We start from the raw sequence: 18,314 nt of genomic DNA on the forward strand, positions 1-18,314 counted from the left end.
TGACGCCTGCTGGATCCCGAAGCAGTGCGTCCCTTTCCCGTGCGCAAATTCAGCGCGGTGAATTGTTTTGGGGATGAGCCCCGTGGGACCCATGTGGAGCACCATGACCGGCGTCACCATCCACCCGCAACATGCCCTCAAAGGAAGCGAACTTCTTCAAAGTGTCAGCGGGCAGTCGGCTTTCGGACGTTTGCAGCTTTTTCGACAAAGCAGTCGCGACATCGTTGGGCATTCCGGTTTGCACCAAAGCGGCAGCTTGTCGCAGGCCATCCCCGGCACAAACCACGATCACCCATTGACCGTGCCGTTTTTGCAGCAATGCACGCCCACCGCGATCTCCTTGCAACCAACCCGCCAATGCCCAGTCGCCCTCCACAACCACAGGCGCGACCCGCAGAGGAGACTTGGGTTGGTCAAACTGCTTCTTCATGACATGCACGATGGTCTGCATGTCTTTTGCCGGACTGAGCTTGGAAGAGTGCTGATCCCCAGCAGCCTGATGGCCACTGGCAGATGTCAACCAAGCCGCCAGCAAGGTGCAAAAGAAAAATTTCATCATGGTGGGTGCTCCTTATGGCATCAGAAACTGGCTTTCACACCCACTTGCAAAGAACGTCCCGGCATAGGGTAGCCCTCTCGAAACGCGTAGTTCTTATCCAGAAGATTCTCGATCGCCGCAAAGACTTCGCCACGCTGTCCGAGTTGCGGGACTTTGTATCCCAAGCGCAGATTGGCCACAGTGAATCCATTGACCTGAACGGTATTGGTGCTAACAGTACGCGCTTGACCCAACACCGTCATGCGTGTCTGGTGTTGTGCATCGGCACTGGCACGCCACGGTCCTTCTTGCCAATTGATGCCCACACTGAGGCTGTCTTGCGGTGCGTACGGCAAATCTGACTTGCTGCTGTTCAGGTGCGTCCATCCCGCAAACATCTGCCAAGACTTGCCCATGGATTGAGCCCAGGTGAGCTCTGTCCCTGTCACGTCATAGGTGCCCAAGTGGACAAAACCAGGGGCCGATACTGCAGGAGGGAAAGCAAAAATGTAACGGTCCTTGACGCGGTCTTTGAACAGGGCCAAGTCCACCGAGGTATCGCTCGAGGGTTTCCAGCTCACACCCAACTCCTGATGGTCAAGCCGTTCTGCGCCCAAGGATTTCCAAGTATTTCCCAGCGCAGGAGCCATGAGGTGCGACAACACAGCGGCATCCAGTCCTGGGTAGTTGACTCCTTTGGACATCTGAACCCGCAATGCCAAACGTTCCCCCTGCGCCAGTACCAAGCCAGCCTGATGCGCGGACTCTGACTTCAGAACATTGTGGCTGTAGTGGCGTACACCCACGGACGGCGTGGCCGACCAGCCGCCAGTCAAGTCCAACTTGTGACTGACTGCCACAAAGGGAGAGTTGACGCGCAAATCAGCGGCCACGAACCCAACGGTAGGCACATCACCACCGATCTTGTCGACATCCAGGCCTGCCTGCACCTGCCCGCCTTGCCAAGGCTGCAGGCTTTCACGCCAACGCAAGCCCGTTGTTTTGAAGTTCGACTTCAATCCAGGATTTTGTTCCCCGTAGCCTTCGGTGCTGTACACCTTAAAACTGCCTTGAACTTTGTCATGTTGATGTGCGACAGTCAACGCCAACAAATCGCCACGGGTTTTGAAAGTCTGTCCCTTGTTGGCCTGCGTATCCTGATGGCCAGGATCGGTCGCGGTATTGCTGCTGTTCATGGCCAGCAGGCGAATCGACCACTGGCCGTCAATCCTGTAACCCAATTGGCCCATGACATTGTTCAAGCGACCTTTGGCGTCCGGCCGATGGCCATCGGAAGAAGCATGTCCCTGAGCCAACGCGAAGTCCCAGTCGCCCTGTCGGCCGCTGACATCCAATTGCTCTGCCACGGTACCAAAGCTCCCGCCACGCACACTCACCTCACCGGAGACGCCATCTGCGGCCCGTGCCTTTTTGGACTCCAGAGCAATGGCCCCAAACGTGTTGCCAAATTCGTGCAGTTGCGGACCTTTGATGACATTCAATCGGGCCATGCCGTTGAGCGGCAAGAGGTCCAGCAAAGGATGGTTCCAGATGCCCATGTAAAAAGGGACGCCATCGATGTAGGTCTTGATTTCACTGCCGGGGCGGCTGGATCCCATTCCACGGATATAAACCGCACCACCTTCTTCACCACCAAAGGAGCCCACTGGATTGAAGCGAGAAATGCTGACGCCCGGTGTACGGCGCAATGCGGCAGCGGCATCGATCGCGTTCAGGTCTTCGATCTGACGCGATGTCACTGTCGTGCGGAAACCTGCCATGTCATCGGCACTGTTGCTGTCGATCACGGCGGGCGCAATGATGAGCACATCATTTTGAGGCGATTGGGCCCATACCGTTGCCGCAGGCAGTAAGCCCCACAGGGCGATTGCAACGGGTGAAAATTTGAATTGTTTTTGCATAGTCTGATGAGATCTGTGCGTGCAGGCGCTGCCGTACACGCGAAAAAGCACCGCCAAAAAAATATCGGGCGGAGGAAATGCGCCTTGCGGCGCTCAGATCAGATCAGGCGGCCCGCGAGAGGGCAGTGGCGGCGCGGTGCGGACCAGCAGCAAGGCCTCGGGCAAGGCTTGCACGATGTACGCGCGTGCATCGGGCACATGCGCCAAAGCAGCCGCCGTGAGTGGCGGCAATGCAGGTGTGGCGTGGGCGCACAGCGGGCAGTCCATGTTGCTGGTCAGCGGTGGGGCTTCACCCTCGCCTTGCACCACCACCTTCATGATGCCCATGGCGGAACACACCACGTCCATGGTTTTGGGCTGCAATGTGGCGGCCAAAACCGAAACGCCCACAAACAGCACGTACCAAATCAGCACGAGGCGACTCAGCGAGTGAAAGAAGGGGTGTGAACGGTGCATGTCCATGCCTCAGCGACTGGCAGGCCAGGGATTGGCGTGGCGAGGGTTGTGAACAAAGGTGTGGTCGGTCAAGGTGTTCAAGAAAGCGACCAGGTCGCTGACTTCTTGCTCGCTGACCTCGAAGCCCCCGATCAATGAACTGCGCAAGGGGCTGGGCCCGTTGGTCGTACCACCTGCGCGGCCAGCCTGCGCGTAGTGGGCGCGGATGACTTGGTCGAGCGTGGCCATCGAGCCGTCGTGCATGTAGGGCGCGGTCAGCGCAATGTTGCGCAGGCTGGGCGTGCGGAACTTGCCCATGTCATCGGCGTCGCCCGTGAACTCGCTGATGCCCGGGTTGTCTGCGGGGTAAGCACCCCGGCCATCCAGGTTGTGCAAGCCCGTGTTGTGGAAGCCGCGCTCGGCCAATGGCAGCTTGCTGTGGCGGATGTTGTCGGTGAAGGTGAAGCTGCCGTGGCAGTGGTAGCACTCCATCTTTTCGCCAAAGAACAGGCTTTCTCCGCGCTTGGCTGCTGGGGATATGGCCGTGGGCTGGCCGCCGTATTTGTAGCGGTCATACGGGCTGTCAAACGAGAGCAGGCTGCGCTGAAAACTGGCCAAGGCTTTGGTGAGCGTGCCCAACGAATACAAAGCCTCGCTGCCTTTTGCGGCTTCGACCGGAAAGGCTTTGGCAAACAAGTCGCGGTAACGCGCATCGGCTTGCAGGCGTGCAAACAGTTCTTTTTCTCGCCCTGCCATGCCCATCTCGACCGGGTGCTCGCCAAACAGCGGAATGAGCGCCTGCACCTCCAAAGCCGTGAGGTTGGGGTTGGCCCAAGTCAGCACAGGCAGATAAGCCACATTGGCCAACGCCATGGCACTGCGTTGCCCCGCTTGCCCGGTCACACCCTTGGCCACGGCCAATCCATCGGTGAAGGCTTTGTCCTGGTGGTGGCAGGTGGCGCACGACATGCTGCTGTCAGCCGACAGGCGTTGGTCGTAAAACAGGTGCCGCCCCAGCTCGACCTTGGCCACACTCATCGGGTTGTCTGCGGGCACCACAGGGCGTGGCACCCAGGCAGGCAGGTCCCAATGAAAAACGTCTGTGGAACTGCCCGTGAGCACAGCCCAACCGGCCAGGGCCAGCAGGCAGGTGCTCAGGGTTTTGCGCAAAGGGTTCATGGCCGAGCTCTGGGGTGCAGATCAGCGCTTGGACAAAAGGCGTTGAGGGCCTGCAGCGGCCATGCCGTCATAGGTCAGGCCCAGCGCCTGCATCACAGGTGGGCAGTCGCCGTCTTTGGGGAAGCTCATGCAGCCGGGCGATGTGCCTTTGGCGTTGACGTCCACATTGGCCTGTGCCAGCACCGCGCCCATGTCGGCCACCACGGTGTTTTTGCGCAGGTCAAAGCCATCGAAACGCACCGTCATGCGGTTGGGGTTTTGGCAAGCGCTGGGGGCTTGGGTTTTGCTCTCGCCCGCGCATGCCGTGCTGCCAAGGTGCACCGAGTAGCGCGTGACCGGGCCCATGGCGTTGGCTGCTGCGGGTTTGTCGGTGCTGATGCCACTGCTGGCGGTGTCGAACTTGATGAACTTGTAGCCGCCTTGCCAGTTCCAGAACATGGCTGTGGAGTTGAGCGGCGCGGGTGCAACCGTGGGGTCTTGGTGATTTTGTGCAAAGGGCACGCCCACAGTGAGTTCCACCCCGGTGTACTCGCCTGCAGGCACTTGGCCGCGCACGCTGGTGTTGGTGGCTTCTGTGCCATTGCGGCAAGGGCCTGCGCCGTTTTCAAAGTCCAGCAGCGCCACCGATTGCTGTTGCCACACGCCGTCTTGTGCAAGTTGCACGGGCACGGTGCTGCCGTCTTGGCGCACCAGCTTGACCTCGCTCACGTACATGCGAAAGTCACTGGGCGTGATGGTCGAACGCGTGCTGCCCACGCCTTCGTAACGCTGGCCGCAGGCAAAGGGCTGGCCGTTGATTTGGGCGGCAAATTTCAGCTCAACAGCTTGGGAAGTGGGTGGGCTGGGCAAGGTGCTGCAAGCGCTCACGGTCAAGGCCAGTGCCGTCAGGGTTAAAAGATTTTTCATCGTGTTCTCCAGTTCAAAAATCAATGCTTGTGCGCAGGTGCACCTTCACGCGGTGTTTGCACCCAAACGTTCACACGCCGGGTGCCTGCTTTTTCAAAGACCAACTCCAGATCGAAGCGGTCACCGTCTTGGAGGGGTTTGGCCATGTCCAGCAGCATCAGGTGGTGCGTGCCTGCGCCGCCGTGCCGCAAGGACACTTCGGTTTGCGCGGGCAACTCCAAGGCAGGCACTTGGCGCATGCGCATGACATTGCCGTCCATCTGCATCTGGTGGATTTCGACGCGCGCAGCCACGGCGGTACGAGCAGACAGCAGGCGGTCAGGCGTTTTGCCTTTGTTGCGAATGGACTTGAAATACACCGCGCCGTTGGTGGTGCCTGCCAGGCTGGGCGTGGCGTAGGGGTGGTCCATGACCACATCGCCTTGGCGAAAGTCGTGCGCTTGGGCAGAGCCCATGCCCAACAACGCCATGGCGACCAGACCCATGAACAAGCCGCCTGCCACAAAGCCCAGGCCAAAGCCGGTTTTTTGAGCGCTTTTCCAGAACTTGAAAATCACTTGTTGCATACCAGACCTTTCAGGCCGCCATGGCAAAGGGCTCGCCCACCGCCCACACACTGGGCACGCGCAGGCGAGGCTGCTTGCGTTCGGGCAGCAAGGTGTTGAGTTCGCGGCACACCGTCTCTAAGGTGGAGTCGACAACGCGGGCCATTTCTTTGAGCGTGGGCAGTTCTTTGCGCTGCACGGTCAACACACGGCCATCGGCCTGTTTGCCCAACACGGTCAACAAATAGGCCAGGCGCTGCACGATCGACCCCGTGCGCAAACGGTGCATGTCGTAGGTCTGGCGTTGCTGCTGCATGAAGCCCTGCGTCATGGTGGTGTAACGGTCCAGGTCTTGGCCAGCCGCAAGCGGCTGTGCTTGCGCAGCCACCAAGGCCACGGCCGTGAAGGCATAAGGCTCGGCACACAGCGACTCCACGCCGATCAGGTCACCGGCCTGGGCCAGTTGCACCAGAATTTGGCCATCCTGGCCCTGGCGCTCCAGCTTGAAAACACCTTGGGTCACGCGCCACACGGGACCAATACCGCCTGCGGCCAACAAGCTTTGGCCACGGCTCACGCTGATGGGTTCACCCACCGGAATTTGATTTAAAAATTGCACACTCTGCTCCTGACTGAATGGGCCAGAACACCTGCTTGAAAACAGGCTCTTGGCAAACAGCAGGCGGGCATGGCCCGACCTGCCACGGCTGACTTCAGGCGTGGGCAGGCGGGGCGCGGGAGTGGACCGTCCAGCGGGGGACGGCTTGAGGAATGTCTTGATCAAACTGCGCCAACAAGGGTGGCGCTTGTGGCAAAGCCTGCCACGCCAAGGGGGCGGGCGGCGGTGCCATGCGGTCGCTGGCCAACACGCACAAGGCGCAATGGTCGAGCATGGTCGCACCCGGCACAGAACCGTCATCGCCCTGTGCATTGCCCGGTTGTTTGAGCGCCGTCTGTGGTGTGCCCTCGGTGGTGCACACCGTCATCCAAGGCACTGCGCTGTCCTGGCTCCAGGCCCGTGCACGCGAGACCGTGGGGGCCAAAGCCGCCAGCAGCATCGCGCACAGCAGCCACAGGCTGAGCCTGCGCAGTTGGGCAGAAGTCCAGGTCATGGAGGGGTCAGGCAAAAGTCAAGAGATCAGTGCTTGTGCGCCGAATGGCCATCGCCATGCTTCATGGCGGGTGCGGCGGCCATCCGGGCAGCGGCCTTGATTTCGATGTTCTGGCGCTTGCCATCCTTGCCTTCGACCACCAGGGTCACGGGCACGGTGTCACCGTCTTTGACTTGACCTTTGAGGTCCATCAGCATGACGTGGTAACCACCGGGCTTGAGCTCGACCGCTTTGCCAGCGGGCAAGGCCAGGCTGGGCACTGCACGCATTTTCATGACGCCGCCGTCCATGGCCATTTCGTGCACCTCAACCACACCCGCCACAGGCGACTGGGCCGAGATCAACTTGGCGTCTTGGCTTGACTGCAGCTGCATGAAAGCACCCGTGGCTTTTTGTTGCGCCACAGTGGCGCGCACCCAGGCGTCCTTCACAGTGACTTGGGCTTGGGCCTGGCTGAACAGGGCCGACATCAGGACGGCAATAGAGACAACAACGCGTTTCATGGCGAACTCCAGTAAAAAAGACACGAGGGGAAAGTGTATGGTGCCGCTTGAATGCCAGCGCACCAGATCACGGGAGGGGGATCGGCGCATGCGGGCACGCCGCACTTGGCCGTCAAAGAGCTGCCGTGATCAGGAAAAAGAGGGGGGAGCGCGAGCCTGCCAAGGCAGGCCGATGAGCGAGGCCAGCCGGGCCTGCTCTGAGGGACGCAGCGCATGAGACAGCCCGACATGGACTGGCGCTGAAACCGACACCACCGGGGGTGCGGCCACCGGCAAACACAAGGGGCAGTGCAGGCCGTGGTGGCTTCCTTGCGCTTCCTCGCCATCGGCATCGAGCTGAAGCAACTTGACGCTGCCCGCTGTGGTGCACACCAGTTGCACGCCCTCGGGGTTGACCAGCGGCGAAGCCACGGCCACCCCCACAAACAACGCAAACCACACCAGCACGAGGCGGGTGAGGCGGGGGGCGTTGCGCAGGGATTGCAGACTGAACATAGCGGGAATTATGGCATTGAAGGTTGAGACCTCTGGACTCACCCGGTCCATGCACCCGTCTCTTCAGAGGGTTGTTTCGGCTTTTTCGTCCGAATATGGGGCGTTTGCCCACTGTGCGCAACGATCGGCCGCACGGGACATGCCTTGGGCATCCACCGGAAAAAAACCGGGAATATCGTACTTGTCGAAATGCGCATAGGAGGAAAAGGCCATGGCCCAATCTGAAAACTGCCGATCGGTGATCGGACCTCGCGCCAACAGTTCGACGTTGTGGTGCCGCTCATCGCGCTGGAGGCTTTTCCACAAAGCATCGATCGAGCCAGTGGGTCCTTCGATGCACTGAACAAAAATTTCCTCGGTGTAGAGCAAATGCCCCGTGATGCCCAAGCTCAGGTTGCGTTTGCGGCACTGCACCAGCAAATTGAACAGGTGCAGACTGCCCAGCTTGTGGGTGGCTTTTGAACGGTAAACAAGTCGTTCCAACATATAGGCTCCAGGACCAACCGATTATTTTTGTCGACGGGCTTGATGTGAGCCTTACAAGCAACCCTAACAACCAGGCCTACTCACGCCAGATCTCGCAGCATCTGCTGCACGATGGCAGTGGGTCCAAACGCGAGCGACCAGACTGCAACTTGGTTGAGGGCAGAAATTGACAGCCTCAAACGATCCGGCCGTGTCGCCACCAGACCCAGGCGCAGCCCCAGCACACCAGCAGCATGCCCAGCAAAACACACAAGGCAGAAACCTCGGTGCGCCGATGCTTTTTGAGCACGATCTTGCTGCTCAGGGACTGGTAAATCTGCAGCAGGTCCTCGCGCTTGTCGACGCTGAAGTATTCAGCCTTGGTGATTTCGGCGATTTTTTTCAGGCTAGCCTCGTCCAGCTTGACACGCATTTGCATGCCCTGGGCTTTGAGCACAGTACCTTGCGCCGTGCCCACCCCCACGGTGTAAACGCGCACCCCCAGGTCGGCCGCGACCTGGGCCATTTTGAGGGCGTCAGGCCCGACATTGCTTTGGCCGTCGCTGAGCAGCACGATGGCCGCAGCGGTGTTGGAGCCGGGTGGCACTTTGGGCAGGCTGACCGGTTTAGGGGGGGCGGCACCCGATGTTGGGCTGGTTGGGGCCGGTGTGGGTCCACCGAGAGGCGCTCCCGTTGAAGCTGGTGGGCTGGTCTCACCGTCGATCAGACCGCGCACGTCCAGGCCCGAGCCGGGCAGCATGGCGTGCAGCGCAATCACAATGCCACTGCCCAGGGCGGAGCCCGGCTGCAGGCTCAGCTGGTCGAGGGCCTGGATGACCAGATCGCGCTGGTCGGTAGGTGCTTGCACCAACGCAGCCGCCCCCGCCACGCTGACCACGCCCAATTTGACTTGACCAGGTTGGCCCAGCACAAAACTTTTGGCGGCGGCCTGCGCGGCTTCGATGCGGCTGGGCTGCACATCGGTGGCGCGCATGCTGCCCGAGCTGTCGATGGCCAGCATCACAGTGTCGATGCGGCTGGGCAAGAGCAGGATGGCCTGAGGCCTTGCGATGGCCACCAGCAAGCCACCCAAGCCCAGCAGCATCAGCAGCGCCGGGGCATGTCGGGTGAACCGAAACGTGTCTCCAGAGCTGACCAAGCTGGCCGAGGGCCATGCCCTCTGCACGCCACGGCGTTGCCAGGCGATGTACAGGCCCAGCCACAGCGGCAAGGTGGCCAGCAACCACAGCAGGCGCGGCCAGACGAACTGGATCGAGTGCCATTCAGGCATGAACACCCCCGGCTTGCAGGGGCCGCTGACTGCCCACGGGGGCCGAACGGCCCCCGGTACTCAACTGGCTGGCGCGTTTTCGCAGTTGTGCAAAACGCAGCAGGGCTTGGTCCATCGCTTCGTCGGTGTTCAGCTCTAGGCAGTCCACACCGGCTTGGCTGAGGCTGCTCAGCAAAGCGGCTTCACGGTCCTGGGCCTGCTGAGCAAAACGCTGGCGGAAGTCTGCATCGTTGCCGTCGACCAGCAGTTGCTCGCCCGACTCGGCGTCTTGCACCAGCAACATGCCAGTGTTGTCAGGCCAGGCCATCTCCAGCGGATCGCGCAGGCGCACGGCCACCACTTCATGACGTCTGGCCAATTGGGCCAGGGGCTTTTCCCAGCCGGCGGGGCTGATGAAGTCAGACACGACAAACACCGCCGAGCGGCGCTTGAGCACCGATTGGGCCTGCGCCAGCCACGGCCCCAGCGCGCTGGTTTGCACGGCACTGGCATTTGCTGGGGTTTGACCCGCCTGCAGCATCTGGTGCACGATGTGCAACAAATGCCGCCTGCCCGAACGGGCGGGCACCACGCTGTGGGCGCGGTCTTGTCCGGTGAACAGCATCAGGCCCACGCGGTTGCCGTGTTGTGACATCAGCTTGGACAGCACCGTCACTGCGCTGCAGGCCAGATGACGTTTGCTGGTGGGGCCCGAGCCAAAGGCCACCGAGGCAGACAGGTCAACCACAAACCAAGCGGCGATTTCGCGGTCTTCCTGGTGTTCGCGCACATAAGGGGTCTGCATGCGGGCGGTCACGTTCCAGTCGATGTGGCGCACGTCGTCGTGCGCCTGGTATTCGCGCAGATCGGCCAGCACCAGGCCGCTGCCGCGAAACAAGCTTCGGTAATCGCCTTGAAGCTGGCCATCGAGCCTTTTGAGCACGGTCCATTCCAGCCTTTGCAGCCATTGCGCCGCGTTGGGCCATGGCGTGTCTGCGCCAGGTGCGTCAGACACCTTAGCCTGGGGCTGGCCGCTGCCATCGGCAGCCGCAGCCTCAGTTCGCTTCTTGCGCAGCCAGCTGAACATGGCGGTCCAGGGGTTGACTCGGTGCGGGCACGGCCTGCAGGATTTTCAGGATCAGCGCATCGGCCGTCATGCCCTCGGACAAGGCTTCGTACGACAGCACCAGGCGGTGGCGCAGCACGTCGGGCACCAGATCGATCAGGTCTTGCGGTAAGGCGTAGGGGCGCCCGCGCAGGAAGGCCAACGCACGGGCCCCCTCGATCAGGGAAATGGTGGCGCGGGGGCTGGCACCAAAGGTCAAATAGGGCGCCAGCTCGGGCAAGCCGCAGCGCACCGGATCGCGCGTGGCGGCCACCAGCTTGACCGCGTATTGCACCAGGGCCGGGTCGACATAGCCTTGGCGGCACTGTGCTTGCAGCGCCATGAGTTGCGCCGTGTCGGCCACGGCCGCTGCGGTGGCAGGCATGCCGGTCACGCGCTGCACGATCACGAACTCTTCTTCCTCGGTGGGGTAGCCCACCAGCACCTTCATCATGAAGCGGTCCACCTGCGCTTCGGGCAGGGGGTAGGTGCCCTCGGTCTCGATCGGGTTTTGCGTGGCCATCACCAAAAAGGGGCGAGGCACCGCATGGGTTTCGCTCGCGATCGTCACTTGCCGCTCTTGCATCACTTCCAGCAAGGCGCTTTGCACTTTGGCAGGGGCGCGGTTGATTTCATCGGCCAGCAGCAAGTTGGTAAATACCGGCCCCAACACGGTACTGAACTCGCTGGTTTTGGGGTTGAAGATGCGCGTGCCCACAAGGTCGGCAGGCAGCAAGTCGGGCGTGAACTGGATGCGCTTGAAGCTGCCACTCACGGTTTTGGCCAACGTGTTCACGGTAAGTGTTTTCGCCAGTCCAGGCACGCCTTCAATCAGCAGATGGCCTTGCGCCAAGATGGCCACCAAGATGCGTTCGAGGAAAGCGTCTTGCCCCACCACCACGCGTTTGACTTCGTACAGCACACGCTCCATCAACGCGGCGTTGACGGCAGCGTTGACGCCAGCGCTTTGGGGCGCCTGGCCCTGGTTCCATGCCAATTCAGAGGGGTTCATGCACAAAGCCTTTCAGATCGGGTGGGTCATCAAGAATCAAAACGGCGGCACGCCTAAGCCGCCGCCTGCGCTTTCGATGGTGGCGGCAAACACGATGCCAATGAAGGTACGGGCCGAGGTGGGGTTAAGAATGGCGGTCACGATGCCCACCACTTCGCCAGCCATGTTGATGAGCGGCCCACCCGAGTTGCCGGGGTTGGCAGCGGCATCGGCCTGGATCAGGCCGCGCATCATGGTTTTGCCCTCGGAGCCAAAGGACCGGTTCAGGCCCGAGACCACACCGGCCGAGACCGAGGGGCCAATGCCAAAGGGGAAACCAACCGCCACCACCTCGTCACCCGCTTGCAGGTTCTGGCTGCTGCCCAAAGTGGCCGGCTGGAGGTCGTCGGGCAGGCGCTTGGCCTTGATCACGGCCAAATCGTTTTCAGGTTGCACGCCAATCACCACTGCTTCCGATTCCGTGCCATCGGCAAAGGTCACTTGGATGCGTTTGGCGCCTTGCACCACATGCAGATTGGTCAGGATGACGCCTTCTTCCGAGATCACCACACCGGAGCCCACACCGGTGTTTTGCATCTCGCCTTTGGGGTTTTTCTTGTCTTCGTCCTGCGTCTGCACACGCACCACCGAGGGAGCGATCATCAGCGCGGCACGGGCTGCACGGGAAGGCAACTCTTGGGTGTTCAGGGTGTGCAGCACTGCCGCGTTGATATCGTCCTGAGTTAGCCGCTGCGGAGTACCCGCCTGCCGGGTCAGGGCCCAAGTGAGCGTGGCGCTGAGCAAAGCACTCACCAATAAAGCGGCCCAAACGGGCAGTCGCTGCAAGCGTTGGGTGATGTGGCTGGCGCTGCGGGAGGTCTTCACAGGCGGACGTACGACAGCCGGTGCTGCCACTGCTGCAGGCAGTCTGTCAGCCCCTTGTGAAGAAGGCTTTCGGCTGTAGAGAGCGGCGCGTTTCATCGTTGTTGGGGTCTTCGGTGATACAGTGGCCAGACTTCATTGCACGCCACACAACATGCACTTTATCTGGCCCGAGCTGCTTTGGCTATTGCTGTTGATCCCCCTGTTGGTGGTGGGCTACATCCGGGCTTTGCGCCGCAAACGCACCGAGGTGGTGCGTTATTCCAGCTTGGACCTGATTCGACCTGCCCTAGGTCCAGGGCACCGGATCCGCAGGCACATTCCCCCCGCTTTGCTCTTGTGCGCCTTGACCTTGGTGTTGCTGGGCACCGCTCGGCCCAGCGCCCGGATCTCTTTGCCTGCCGACTACCTGACCCTGGTGCTGGCCATGGACGTGTCGCGCAGCATGCTGGCCGAAGACATACCACCCAGCCGCATCGTCGCGGCCCAGCAGGCGGCCAAATCCTTTTTGCAAGAACTCCCAGGCCATGTGCGCGTGGCCGTGGTGTCGTTCGCGGGCAATGCCCAATTGGTCCAAGGCGTGACGGACCAAAAAGACGAGTTACTGGCGGCCATCGATGGCTTTCAATTGCAGCGCGGCACGGCCACCGGCAGCGGCTTGCTGGTGGCCCTGAACACCTTGTTGCCCGAATCGGCCATAGACCTGGAATCGGTGTTGTATGGCGCGGAGTTCAAGTCGGGCAGCCTGGTACAAGGTGGTGGAATGGCGGGGCGTTCGCTGGACCAGCGTCCAGCCCCCGGAGCCGCAGAGTCATCCAAACCGGTACCAGTGGGTTCGTACACGGCTGGTGCGGTGATTTTGTTGTCCGATGGGCGACGCACTACTGGGCCCGATCCGGTCGAGGTGGCCAAGTGGGCGGCTTCTAAGGGGGTGCGTGTGTACACCGTGGCCTTTGGCACGCCCAATGGGTTCATCCCTGGTTTGGAGGGCTTTTCTTTTTATGCCAAGGTCGATGAAGAGGCCTTGCAAAAAGTGGCCGAGACCACGGGCGCCGAGTTTTTCAGGGCCACCAACGCCAGCGATCTGGCCAACATTTACCAGCACCTTTCATCCAAGTTCACACTGGAGCGGCGTGACACCGAAGTCACTGCTCTGCTCGCGGCACTGGCCGGTGTTTTGGCTTTGCTGGCGATGGGCCTTTCCATGCGCTGGTTTCGACGCTGACCCAGACTGGGGCAACATGGGCTTGTAGGCATCTTGGTGACTATTTGGGGCGGCACCATGGGCTAATCTTGGGTTTTTCACACTCAACTGGAAACTCTCATGCTCAAACTCTGCGGATTCGCTGGCAGCAACTACCACAACAAAGTCAAACTGGCCTTGCTCGAAAAGGGCATTCCTTTTGAAGAAGAGCTGGTCTGGGTTGGCGAAACCGACCCTGAGGCCAGCCCTTTGGGGAAAGTGCCTTATTTCAAAACCGAAGATGGTGCGATGTGCGAATCGGCCGTGATGCTCGAGTACATCGAGCAAAAGTATCCGCAAAACCCCCTGATCCCTGCCGATCCATTTGCCGCCGCCAAGGTGCGTGAGCTGGCTCTGTTTCTGGACCTGCACTTGGAACTGGTCGCGCGGAACCTCTACCCCGAAGCCTTTTTTGGCGGCAAGGTGAGCGATTCTGTCAAAGAAAAAGTCGGTGCGCAGCTTGAGAAAAACGTCGCGGCCTTTGCCAAGCTGGCCAAGTTCGCCCCCTTTGTGGCGGGCGATAGCCTCACGCTGGCCGATTGCGCGGCAGTAACCCACCTGCCTTTGATCTCTGGCGTAACCAAAGTCATTTACGGCAAAGACTTTTTGGCCGACCTACCTGCCCGCGATTACCTTAAGATGATGAGCGAGCGCCCCCACATGCAAAAGGTCAACGCCGACCGCAAAGCCAATATGGATCTGATGATGGCCCGAATGAAAGCCAAGAGCTGAGTCTGTGCGTTTGAGCACCTGATGCAGATCAACCCCGGCCCGTGGCTCATGTCACGCGGCAGCGGGGGTTGACCCACATCAATACCGCGCCACAAGATGCGCCTAGGATGAAGCCATGACTTCATTCCTCACCCCTGACCTCTCCGTCCACCGCGAGCGTCTTTTGCATGAGCGCACGCAACTGTTGCAGCGCATCGCCCAAGAGCGCGGCGGTTTGGTCTCTCGCGCCGACATGGCGGCAGAGCACGATGTGCGGAGTTTTGACGACCGGGCCCAGGCCATTTCAGAGCGCAACGACGAGTTCGCCATGAACGAACACGAAACGGCTGAGCTGGGCGACATCGAATCTGCACTGGAACGCATAGATGCGGGCACCTATGGCCAGTGCACCGATTGCGGCGTGACCATTCCGCCTGCACGCCTGAACGCTTACCCAACCGCTAAACGCTGCATCGATTGCCAGACTGTGGCTGAACAACGCCGCTGATTTTTTAACCAAGGAATTTGATGAGCACTTTTCACGCTGTGGTCTGGATGGACCACCAAGAAGCCCATGTCGTCATGTTTGACCGTGAGCACGTTGAAGCCCAACGCATCAAAACACGCAGCCACCACAAACACCAAGGGAAAGGCGGTGATACCGCTGCCTTTTATGCCGAGGTGGCCAAAGCGCTGGCGGGCGCACACGAAGTGCTGTTGACCGGCCCAGGATTGGCACGCAATGAATTCCGAGATTGGTGCACAAGCCACCAAAAAAGCATTGCGGCAGCTGTTGTCGACAGCATCGCCAGCGATCACCCCTCAGACGCGCAACTGGTGGCCATGGCCAAGCAGTACTTCAAGAAATTTGATGCGATGGCGGCAGACCCCTCGCAAACCTGAGCGCTTGCTGCAGCCCTGTTCAATCGGGCGGGTGCATTCGGGTTCTTCCGGCTGCACCGGCCCCTGACTGGCTGATATGCTTTCGGGCATGCACAGCCTTTTCCATTTTGCTTTCCATGTCACCGACCTCGACGAGGCCCGCCGTTTTTATGGCGGGACTCTCGGCTGCCAAGAGGGTCGCTCCACCGACACTTGGGTGGACTTTGACTTTTTCACGCACCAAATTTCCTTGCACCTAGGCGAGCCTTTCAAAACGACCCTCACGGGCCGTGTCGGTGACCACTTGGTGCCGATGCCGCACTTCGGCTTGGTCTTGCAAAAGAACGATTGGCAAGCGCTGGCTGATCGCTTGCAGGCGGCCCAGATACCTTTTGTGGTTGCCCCGCATCTGCGCTTTGAAGGGCAACCGGGCGAGCAATGGACCATGTTTTTCATGGACCCGTTTGGCAACCCGATTGAAGTCAAAGGCTTTGCCGACCTGAGCACGGTTTACGCCAGCTGACCGGCATGGAGCACACCTTTGCTTCGGCCACCATTTTGCTGCTGCTGATCACCGACCCGCTGGGCAACATCCCGATTTTTGTGAACACGCTGCGGGCCGTGCCGCCAGAGCGACGGGCGCGTGTGATCGTGCGCGAGGTCTTGATCGCCTTTGGCTTGCTGCTGGCCTTCATGTTTGTGGGGCAGTCGTTCCTGAAGGCCATGAGCCTGTCGGACGTGTCTTTGCAAATCGGCGGCGCGGTGGTGCTGTTCTTGATTGCGCTGCGCATGATTTTTCCGCCGCCACCCCAGGATTCGCCCGTGCCTGTAGCCGAGCCCTTGATCGTGCCTTTGGCCATTCCAGCTTTGGCAGGACCTTCGGCCATGGCCACCGTGTTGCTGTTGGTCAGTCAAGCGCCCGAGAGGCGCATGGAGTGGGTGGCCGCATTGACGGTGACCATGCTGGTGTGCGCTGTGGTGCTGCTGCTGGCTGAGCGTTTGCAGCGCGTGGTGGGTTTGCGCGTGGTCTCTGCCTTTGAGCGTTTGATGGGCCTGATTCTGGTGTCCATCTCCGTGGAAATGCTGATCCGAGGCTTGAAGTCACTGGCGCAAAGCTGGCCGCACTGAAAAAACCAAGCACTGGGTTGGTCGCCCATCAGTTCAGTTTTCTCGCTTCAAGGGGCACCTCTTGTTTGGTGCGCGGCTTACCTATCGGACCGGCAGTTTGCCCCTTTTGGGTAGCGGCCATGTCTTCTTCGCTCGGGTATTGCCCCAGCAGCCAGTAGTCAAATACACGCCGCGCGATGGGGGCTGCTGAAGCTGCACCAAAGCCCGCGTTTTCCACCACCACCGCCACCGCGATCTTGGGTTTGTCTGCCGGGGCATACGCCATGTACAAAGCGTGGTCACGCTGGTACTCCGACAGGTTGGCTGCGTTGTACTTGTCCTTTTGGCCAATCGTCACGGCTTGGGCGGTGCCGGTTTTGCCAGCACTGGTGTAACCCGCGCCAGCAAACACACGGGCCGAAGTGCCAGAGGTAACGACGCCCACCAAGCCGTTGCGGACCACCTCCAGGTGCTCCGGCTTGAAACCCAGGTCCACCGGATCGACGGCGTTCACTTGCGTTTGCGCATGGGTCAAAGCGTCTTGTGTGGCCGACACCACGCGCGGTTTGAACTGCACCCCACCATTGGCCAGTGTGGCCGTGGCCGACGCCAACTGCAACATGGTGAAGGTGTTGTAGCCCTGTCCAATGCCCAAAGAAATGGTTTCACCACCGAACCATTTTTTTTGCTCCGGCTTTTTGTAGTAGTTGCGCTTCCACTCGGTGCTGGGCAAGATGCCGCGCACTTCGCCAGGTAAATCAATGCCCGTGAGCTGGCCAAAACCCAAAGGCTTCATGAAGTCGTGGATGGCGTCCACGCCCATTTCATTGGCCAGCGAGTAGTAATAGACATTGCTGGACAACACAATGGAGCGGACCATGTCCACCGGGCCCAAGCCACTGTCGCCGTGGCTGCGGAAGGTATGGCCCCCATACGTCCAGGAACCTGCATCGTTGATGATGGTGCTGGCACTGCGCTTGCCCGTCGACAATGCGGCCATGGCCATGAACGGCTTGTAGGTGGAACCCGGTGGGTAGGTGCCACGCAAAGCCCGGTTGAGCAAGGGCTTGTCGATCGACTCGTTGAGCATCTGCCAGTTTTCAACGTCGATGCCGTCCACAAACAGGTTGGGGTCGAAGGTGGGTTTGCTGACAAAGGCCAGCACCTCACCTGTGCTGGGGTCCAAGGCGACGAGCGCACCACGGCGGGACCCAAACAGGTCTTCCACCATTTTCTGCAACTGGATGTCGATGGACAACACGACGTTTTGCCCCGGCGTGGCCAAGTCGCTGGACAGGCTGCGGGTGGCCCGCCCGCCCGCCGAAGTTTCCACCCGGTTCACGCCAGTGATGCCATGCAGTTCACGCTCGTAACGCTGCTCCACCCCCAGCTTGCCAATGTATTCGGTGCCGCGGTAGTTGCCTGTGTCGTCCTCTTCTTCCAAGCGCTCTTTTTCCTTGGCATTGATGCGGCCGATGTAGCCCACCACATGGCTGGCCAGTTCACCGTAGGGGTATTGTCGAAACAGTCGGGCCTTGATTTCAACGCCCGGGAACCGGTAACGCTGCGCACTGAATTTGGCCACTTCTTCGTCGCTCAAGCGGGTGCGGATGGGCAAGGAGTCAAAACTGCGCGAGTCTTCGCGCAATCGTTTGAAGCGGCGGCGGTCTTTGCCCTGTATATCCACCACCTCGGCCAAAGCGTCGATGGTGGCTTCCAAGTCAGCCACCCGCGAGGGCGTGATCTCCAAGGTGTAGGCCGAGTAATTGCTGGCCAACACCACCCCGTTGCGGTCGAGGATGGTGCCACGGGGCGGCACCGTGGGGATCACCGCCGTGCGGTTGTTTTCGGCCTGCTCTAGCAAGTCGTCATGCCGCACGATCTGCAAAAACGACAAGCGTGCGACCAACAACAAGAAACAGACGAGCACCACGATTTGCATGATGGCCACCCGCCCGCGAAACCGATGCAGTTCGGCCTGACTGTCGCGCAACTCGGCAAGTGAAGGCAGCCACAATGACAT

General features: G+C 60.5%; 22 protein-coding genes. 6 read left to right on the forward strand and 16 right to left on the reverse strand.

From position 1 onward, the window contains the following. Positions 1–49: 49 nt before the first annotated feature. The 15 genes from SWE17_RS13450 to SWE17_RS13520 all read right to left on the reverse strand — a co-directional run bounded on the left by SWE17_RS13450 (position 50) and on the right by SWE17_RS13520 (position 12,447). Positions 50–559: a copper uptake system-associated protein gene (locus tag SWE17_RS13450; protein ID WP_322993594.1), complete on the reverse strand. Its 510-nt coding sequence runs from the start codon at positions 557–559 to the stop codon at positions 50–52. Positions 560–579: 20 nt separating this feature from the next. Next, complete coding sequence (locus tag SWE17_RS13455; RefSeq protein WP_322993595.1) at positions 580–2,460, reverse strand: TonB-dependent receptor; 1,881 nt, start codon at positions 2,458–2,460, stop codon at positions 580–582. 93 nt (positions 2,461–2,553) lie between these two features. After that, complete coding sequence (locus tag SWE17_RS13460) at positions 2,554–2,916, reverse strand: DUF2946 family protein (RefSeq protein WP_322993596.1); 363 nt, start codon at positions 2,914–2,916, stop codon at positions 2,554–2,556. Between the two features lie 9 nt (positions 2,917–2,925). Continuing rightward, a complete protein-coding gene (locus SWE17_RS13465; protein ID WP_322993597.1) occupies positions 2,926–4,074 on the reverse strand; it encodes an MbnH family di-heme enzyme in 1,149 nt (382 codons plus the stop codon). 21 nt (positions 4,075–4,095) lie between these two features. Continuing rightward, positions 4,096–4,980, reverse strand: a complete 885-nt coding sequence (locus tag SWE17_RS13470; RefSeq protein ID WP_322993598.1) for an MbnP family copper-binding protein — start codon at positions 4,978–4,980, stop codon at positions 4,096–4,098. A gap of 20 nt (positions 4,981–5,000) precedes the next feature. Next, a complete protein-coding gene (locus SWE17_RS13475) occupies positions 5,001–5,546 on the reverse strand; it encodes a copper chaperone PCu(A)C (RefSeq protein ID WP_322993599.1) in 546 nt (181 codons plus the stop codon). Positions 5,547–5,556: 10 nt separating this feature from the next. Next, positions 5,557–6,144 carry a cyclic nucleotide-binding domain-containing protein gene (locus SWE17_RS13480; protein ID WP_322993600.1) on the reverse strand — a complete coding sequence of 196 codons (588 nt, stop codon included), beginning with the start codon at positions 6,142–6,144 and terminating at the stop codon, positions 5,557–5,559. A 94-nt stretch (positions 6,145–6,238) separates the two neighbouring features. Next, positions 6,239–6,637 carry a DUF2946 family protein gene (locus SWE17_RS13485; RefSeq protein ID WP_322993601.1) on the reverse strand — a complete coding sequence of 133 codons (399 nt, stop codon included), beginning with the start codon at positions 6,635–6,637 and terminating at the stop codon, positions 6,239–6,241. A gap of 26 nt (positions 6,638–6,663) precedes the next feature. After that, positions 6,664–7,140 carry a copper chaperone PCu(A)C gene (locus SWE17_RS13490; RefSeq protein WP_322993602.1) on the reverse strand — a complete coding sequence of 159 codons (477 nt, stop codon included), beginning with the start codon at positions 7,138–7,140 and terminating at the stop codon, positions 6,664–6,666. A 129-nt stretch (positions 7,141–7,269) separates the two neighbouring features. Continuing rightward, positions 7,270–7,635, reverse strand: coding sequence for a DUF2946 family protein (locus SWE17_RS13495; protein WP_322993603.1), 366 nt, complete (start codon positions 7,633–7,635; stop codon positions 7,270–7,272). A gap of 63 nt (positions 7,636–7,698) precedes the next feature. After that, entirely contained in the window at positions 7,699–8,121 is a 423-nt protein-coding gene (locus tag SWE17_RS13500; RefSeq protein ID WP_322993604.1) for a BLUF domain-containing protein, read from the reverse strand. A 175-nt stretch (positions 8,122–8,296) separates the two neighbouring features. Next, positions 8,297–9,391: a VWA domain-containing protein gene (locus tag SWE17_RS13505; RefSeq protein ID WP_322993605.1), complete on the reverse strand. Its 1,095-nt coding sequence runs from the start codon at positions 9,389–9,391 to the stop codon at positions 8,297–8,299. Beyond that, positions 9,384–10,457, reverse strand: a complete 1,074-nt coding sequence (locus SWE17_RS13510; RefSeq protein WP_322993606.1) for a DUF58 domain-containing protein — start codon at positions 10,455–10,457, stop codon at positions 9,384–9,386. The genes SWE17_RS13505 and SWE17_RS13510 overlap by 8 nt, the downstream gene beginning before the upstream one ends. Then, complete coding sequence (locus SWE17_RS13515; RefSeq protein ID WP_322993672.1) at positions 10,426–11,406, reverse strand: MoxR family ATPase; 981 nt, start codon at positions 11,404–11,406, stop codon at positions 10,426–10,428. The genes SWE17_RS13510 and SWE17_RS13515 overlap by 32 nt, the downstream gene beginning before the upstream one ends. A gap of 117 nt (positions 11,407–11,523) precedes the next feature. After that, entirely contained in the window at positions 11,524–12,447 is a 924-nt protein-coding gene (locus SWE17_RS13520; protein ID WP_322993607.1) for a S1C family serine protease, read from the reverse strand. Positions 12,448–12,502: 55 nt separating this feature from the next. Here SWE17_RS13520 and SWE17_RS13525 point away from each other — a divergent pair, with 55 nt between their 5' ends. The 6 genes from SWE17_RS13525 (at position 12,503) to SWE17_RS13550 (ending at position 16,312) form a co-directional block, all read left to right on the forward strand. After that, on the forward strand, positions 12,503–13,573 hold the full coding sequence (locus SWE17_RS13525; protein ID WP_322993608.1) for a VWA domain-containing protein: 1,071 nt from the start codon (positions 12,503–12,505) through the stop codon (positions 13,571–13,573). Between the two features lie 99 nt (positions 13,574–13,672). After that, positions 13,673–14,323, forward strand: coding sequence for a glutathione S-transferase (locus tag SWE17_RS13530; RefSeq protein ID WP_322993609.1), 651 nt, complete (start codon positions 13,673–13,675; stop codon positions 14,321–14,323). A 115-nt stretch (positions 14,324–14,438) separates the two neighbouring features. After that, positions 14,439–14,810 carry a TraR/DksA family transcriptional regulator gene (locus SWE17_RS13535; protein WP_322993610.1) on the forward strand — a complete coding sequence of 124 codons (372 nt, stop codon included), beginning with the start codon at positions 14,439–14,441 and terminating at the stop codon, positions 14,808–14,810. Positions 14,811–14,830: 20 nt separating this feature from the next. Next, complete coding sequence (locus tag SWE17_RS13540) at positions 14,831–15,205, forward strand: hypothetical protein (protein ID WP_322993611.1); 375 nt, start codon at positions 14,831–14,833, stop codon at positions 15,203–15,205. A gap of 88 nt (positions 15,206–15,293) precedes the next feature. Beyond that, positions 15,294–15,707 carry a VOC family protein gene (locus tag SWE17_RS13545; protein WP_322993612.1) on the forward strand — a complete coding sequence of 138 codons (414 nt, stop codon included), beginning with the start codon at positions 15,294–15,296 and terminating at the stop codon, positions 15,705–15,707. A gap of 5 nt (positions 15,708–15,712) precedes the next feature. Next, positions 15,713–16,312 (forward strand): MarC family protein, encoded by a 600-nt coding sequence (locus tag SWE17_RS13550; protein ID WP_322993613.1) that lies wholly within the window; start codon positions 15,713–15,715, stop codon positions 16,310–16,312. Positions 16,313–16,340: 28 nt separating this feature from the next. Here SWE17_RS13550 and mrdA read toward each other — a convergent pair whose 3' ends face one another. After that, positions 16,341–18,314, reverse strand: a complete 1,974-nt coding sequence (gene mrdA / locus SWE17_RS13555) for a penicillin-binding protein 2 (protein WP_322993614.1) — start codon at positions 18,312–18,314, stop codon at positions 16,341–16,343.

Origin of the sequence: Limnohabitans sp. (assembly GCF_034680285.1) — a bacterium.
In the GTDB taxonomy this organism is placed as follows: domain Bacteria; phylum Pseudomonadota; class Gammaproteobacteria; order Burkholderiales; family Burkholderiaceae_C; genus Limnohabitans_A.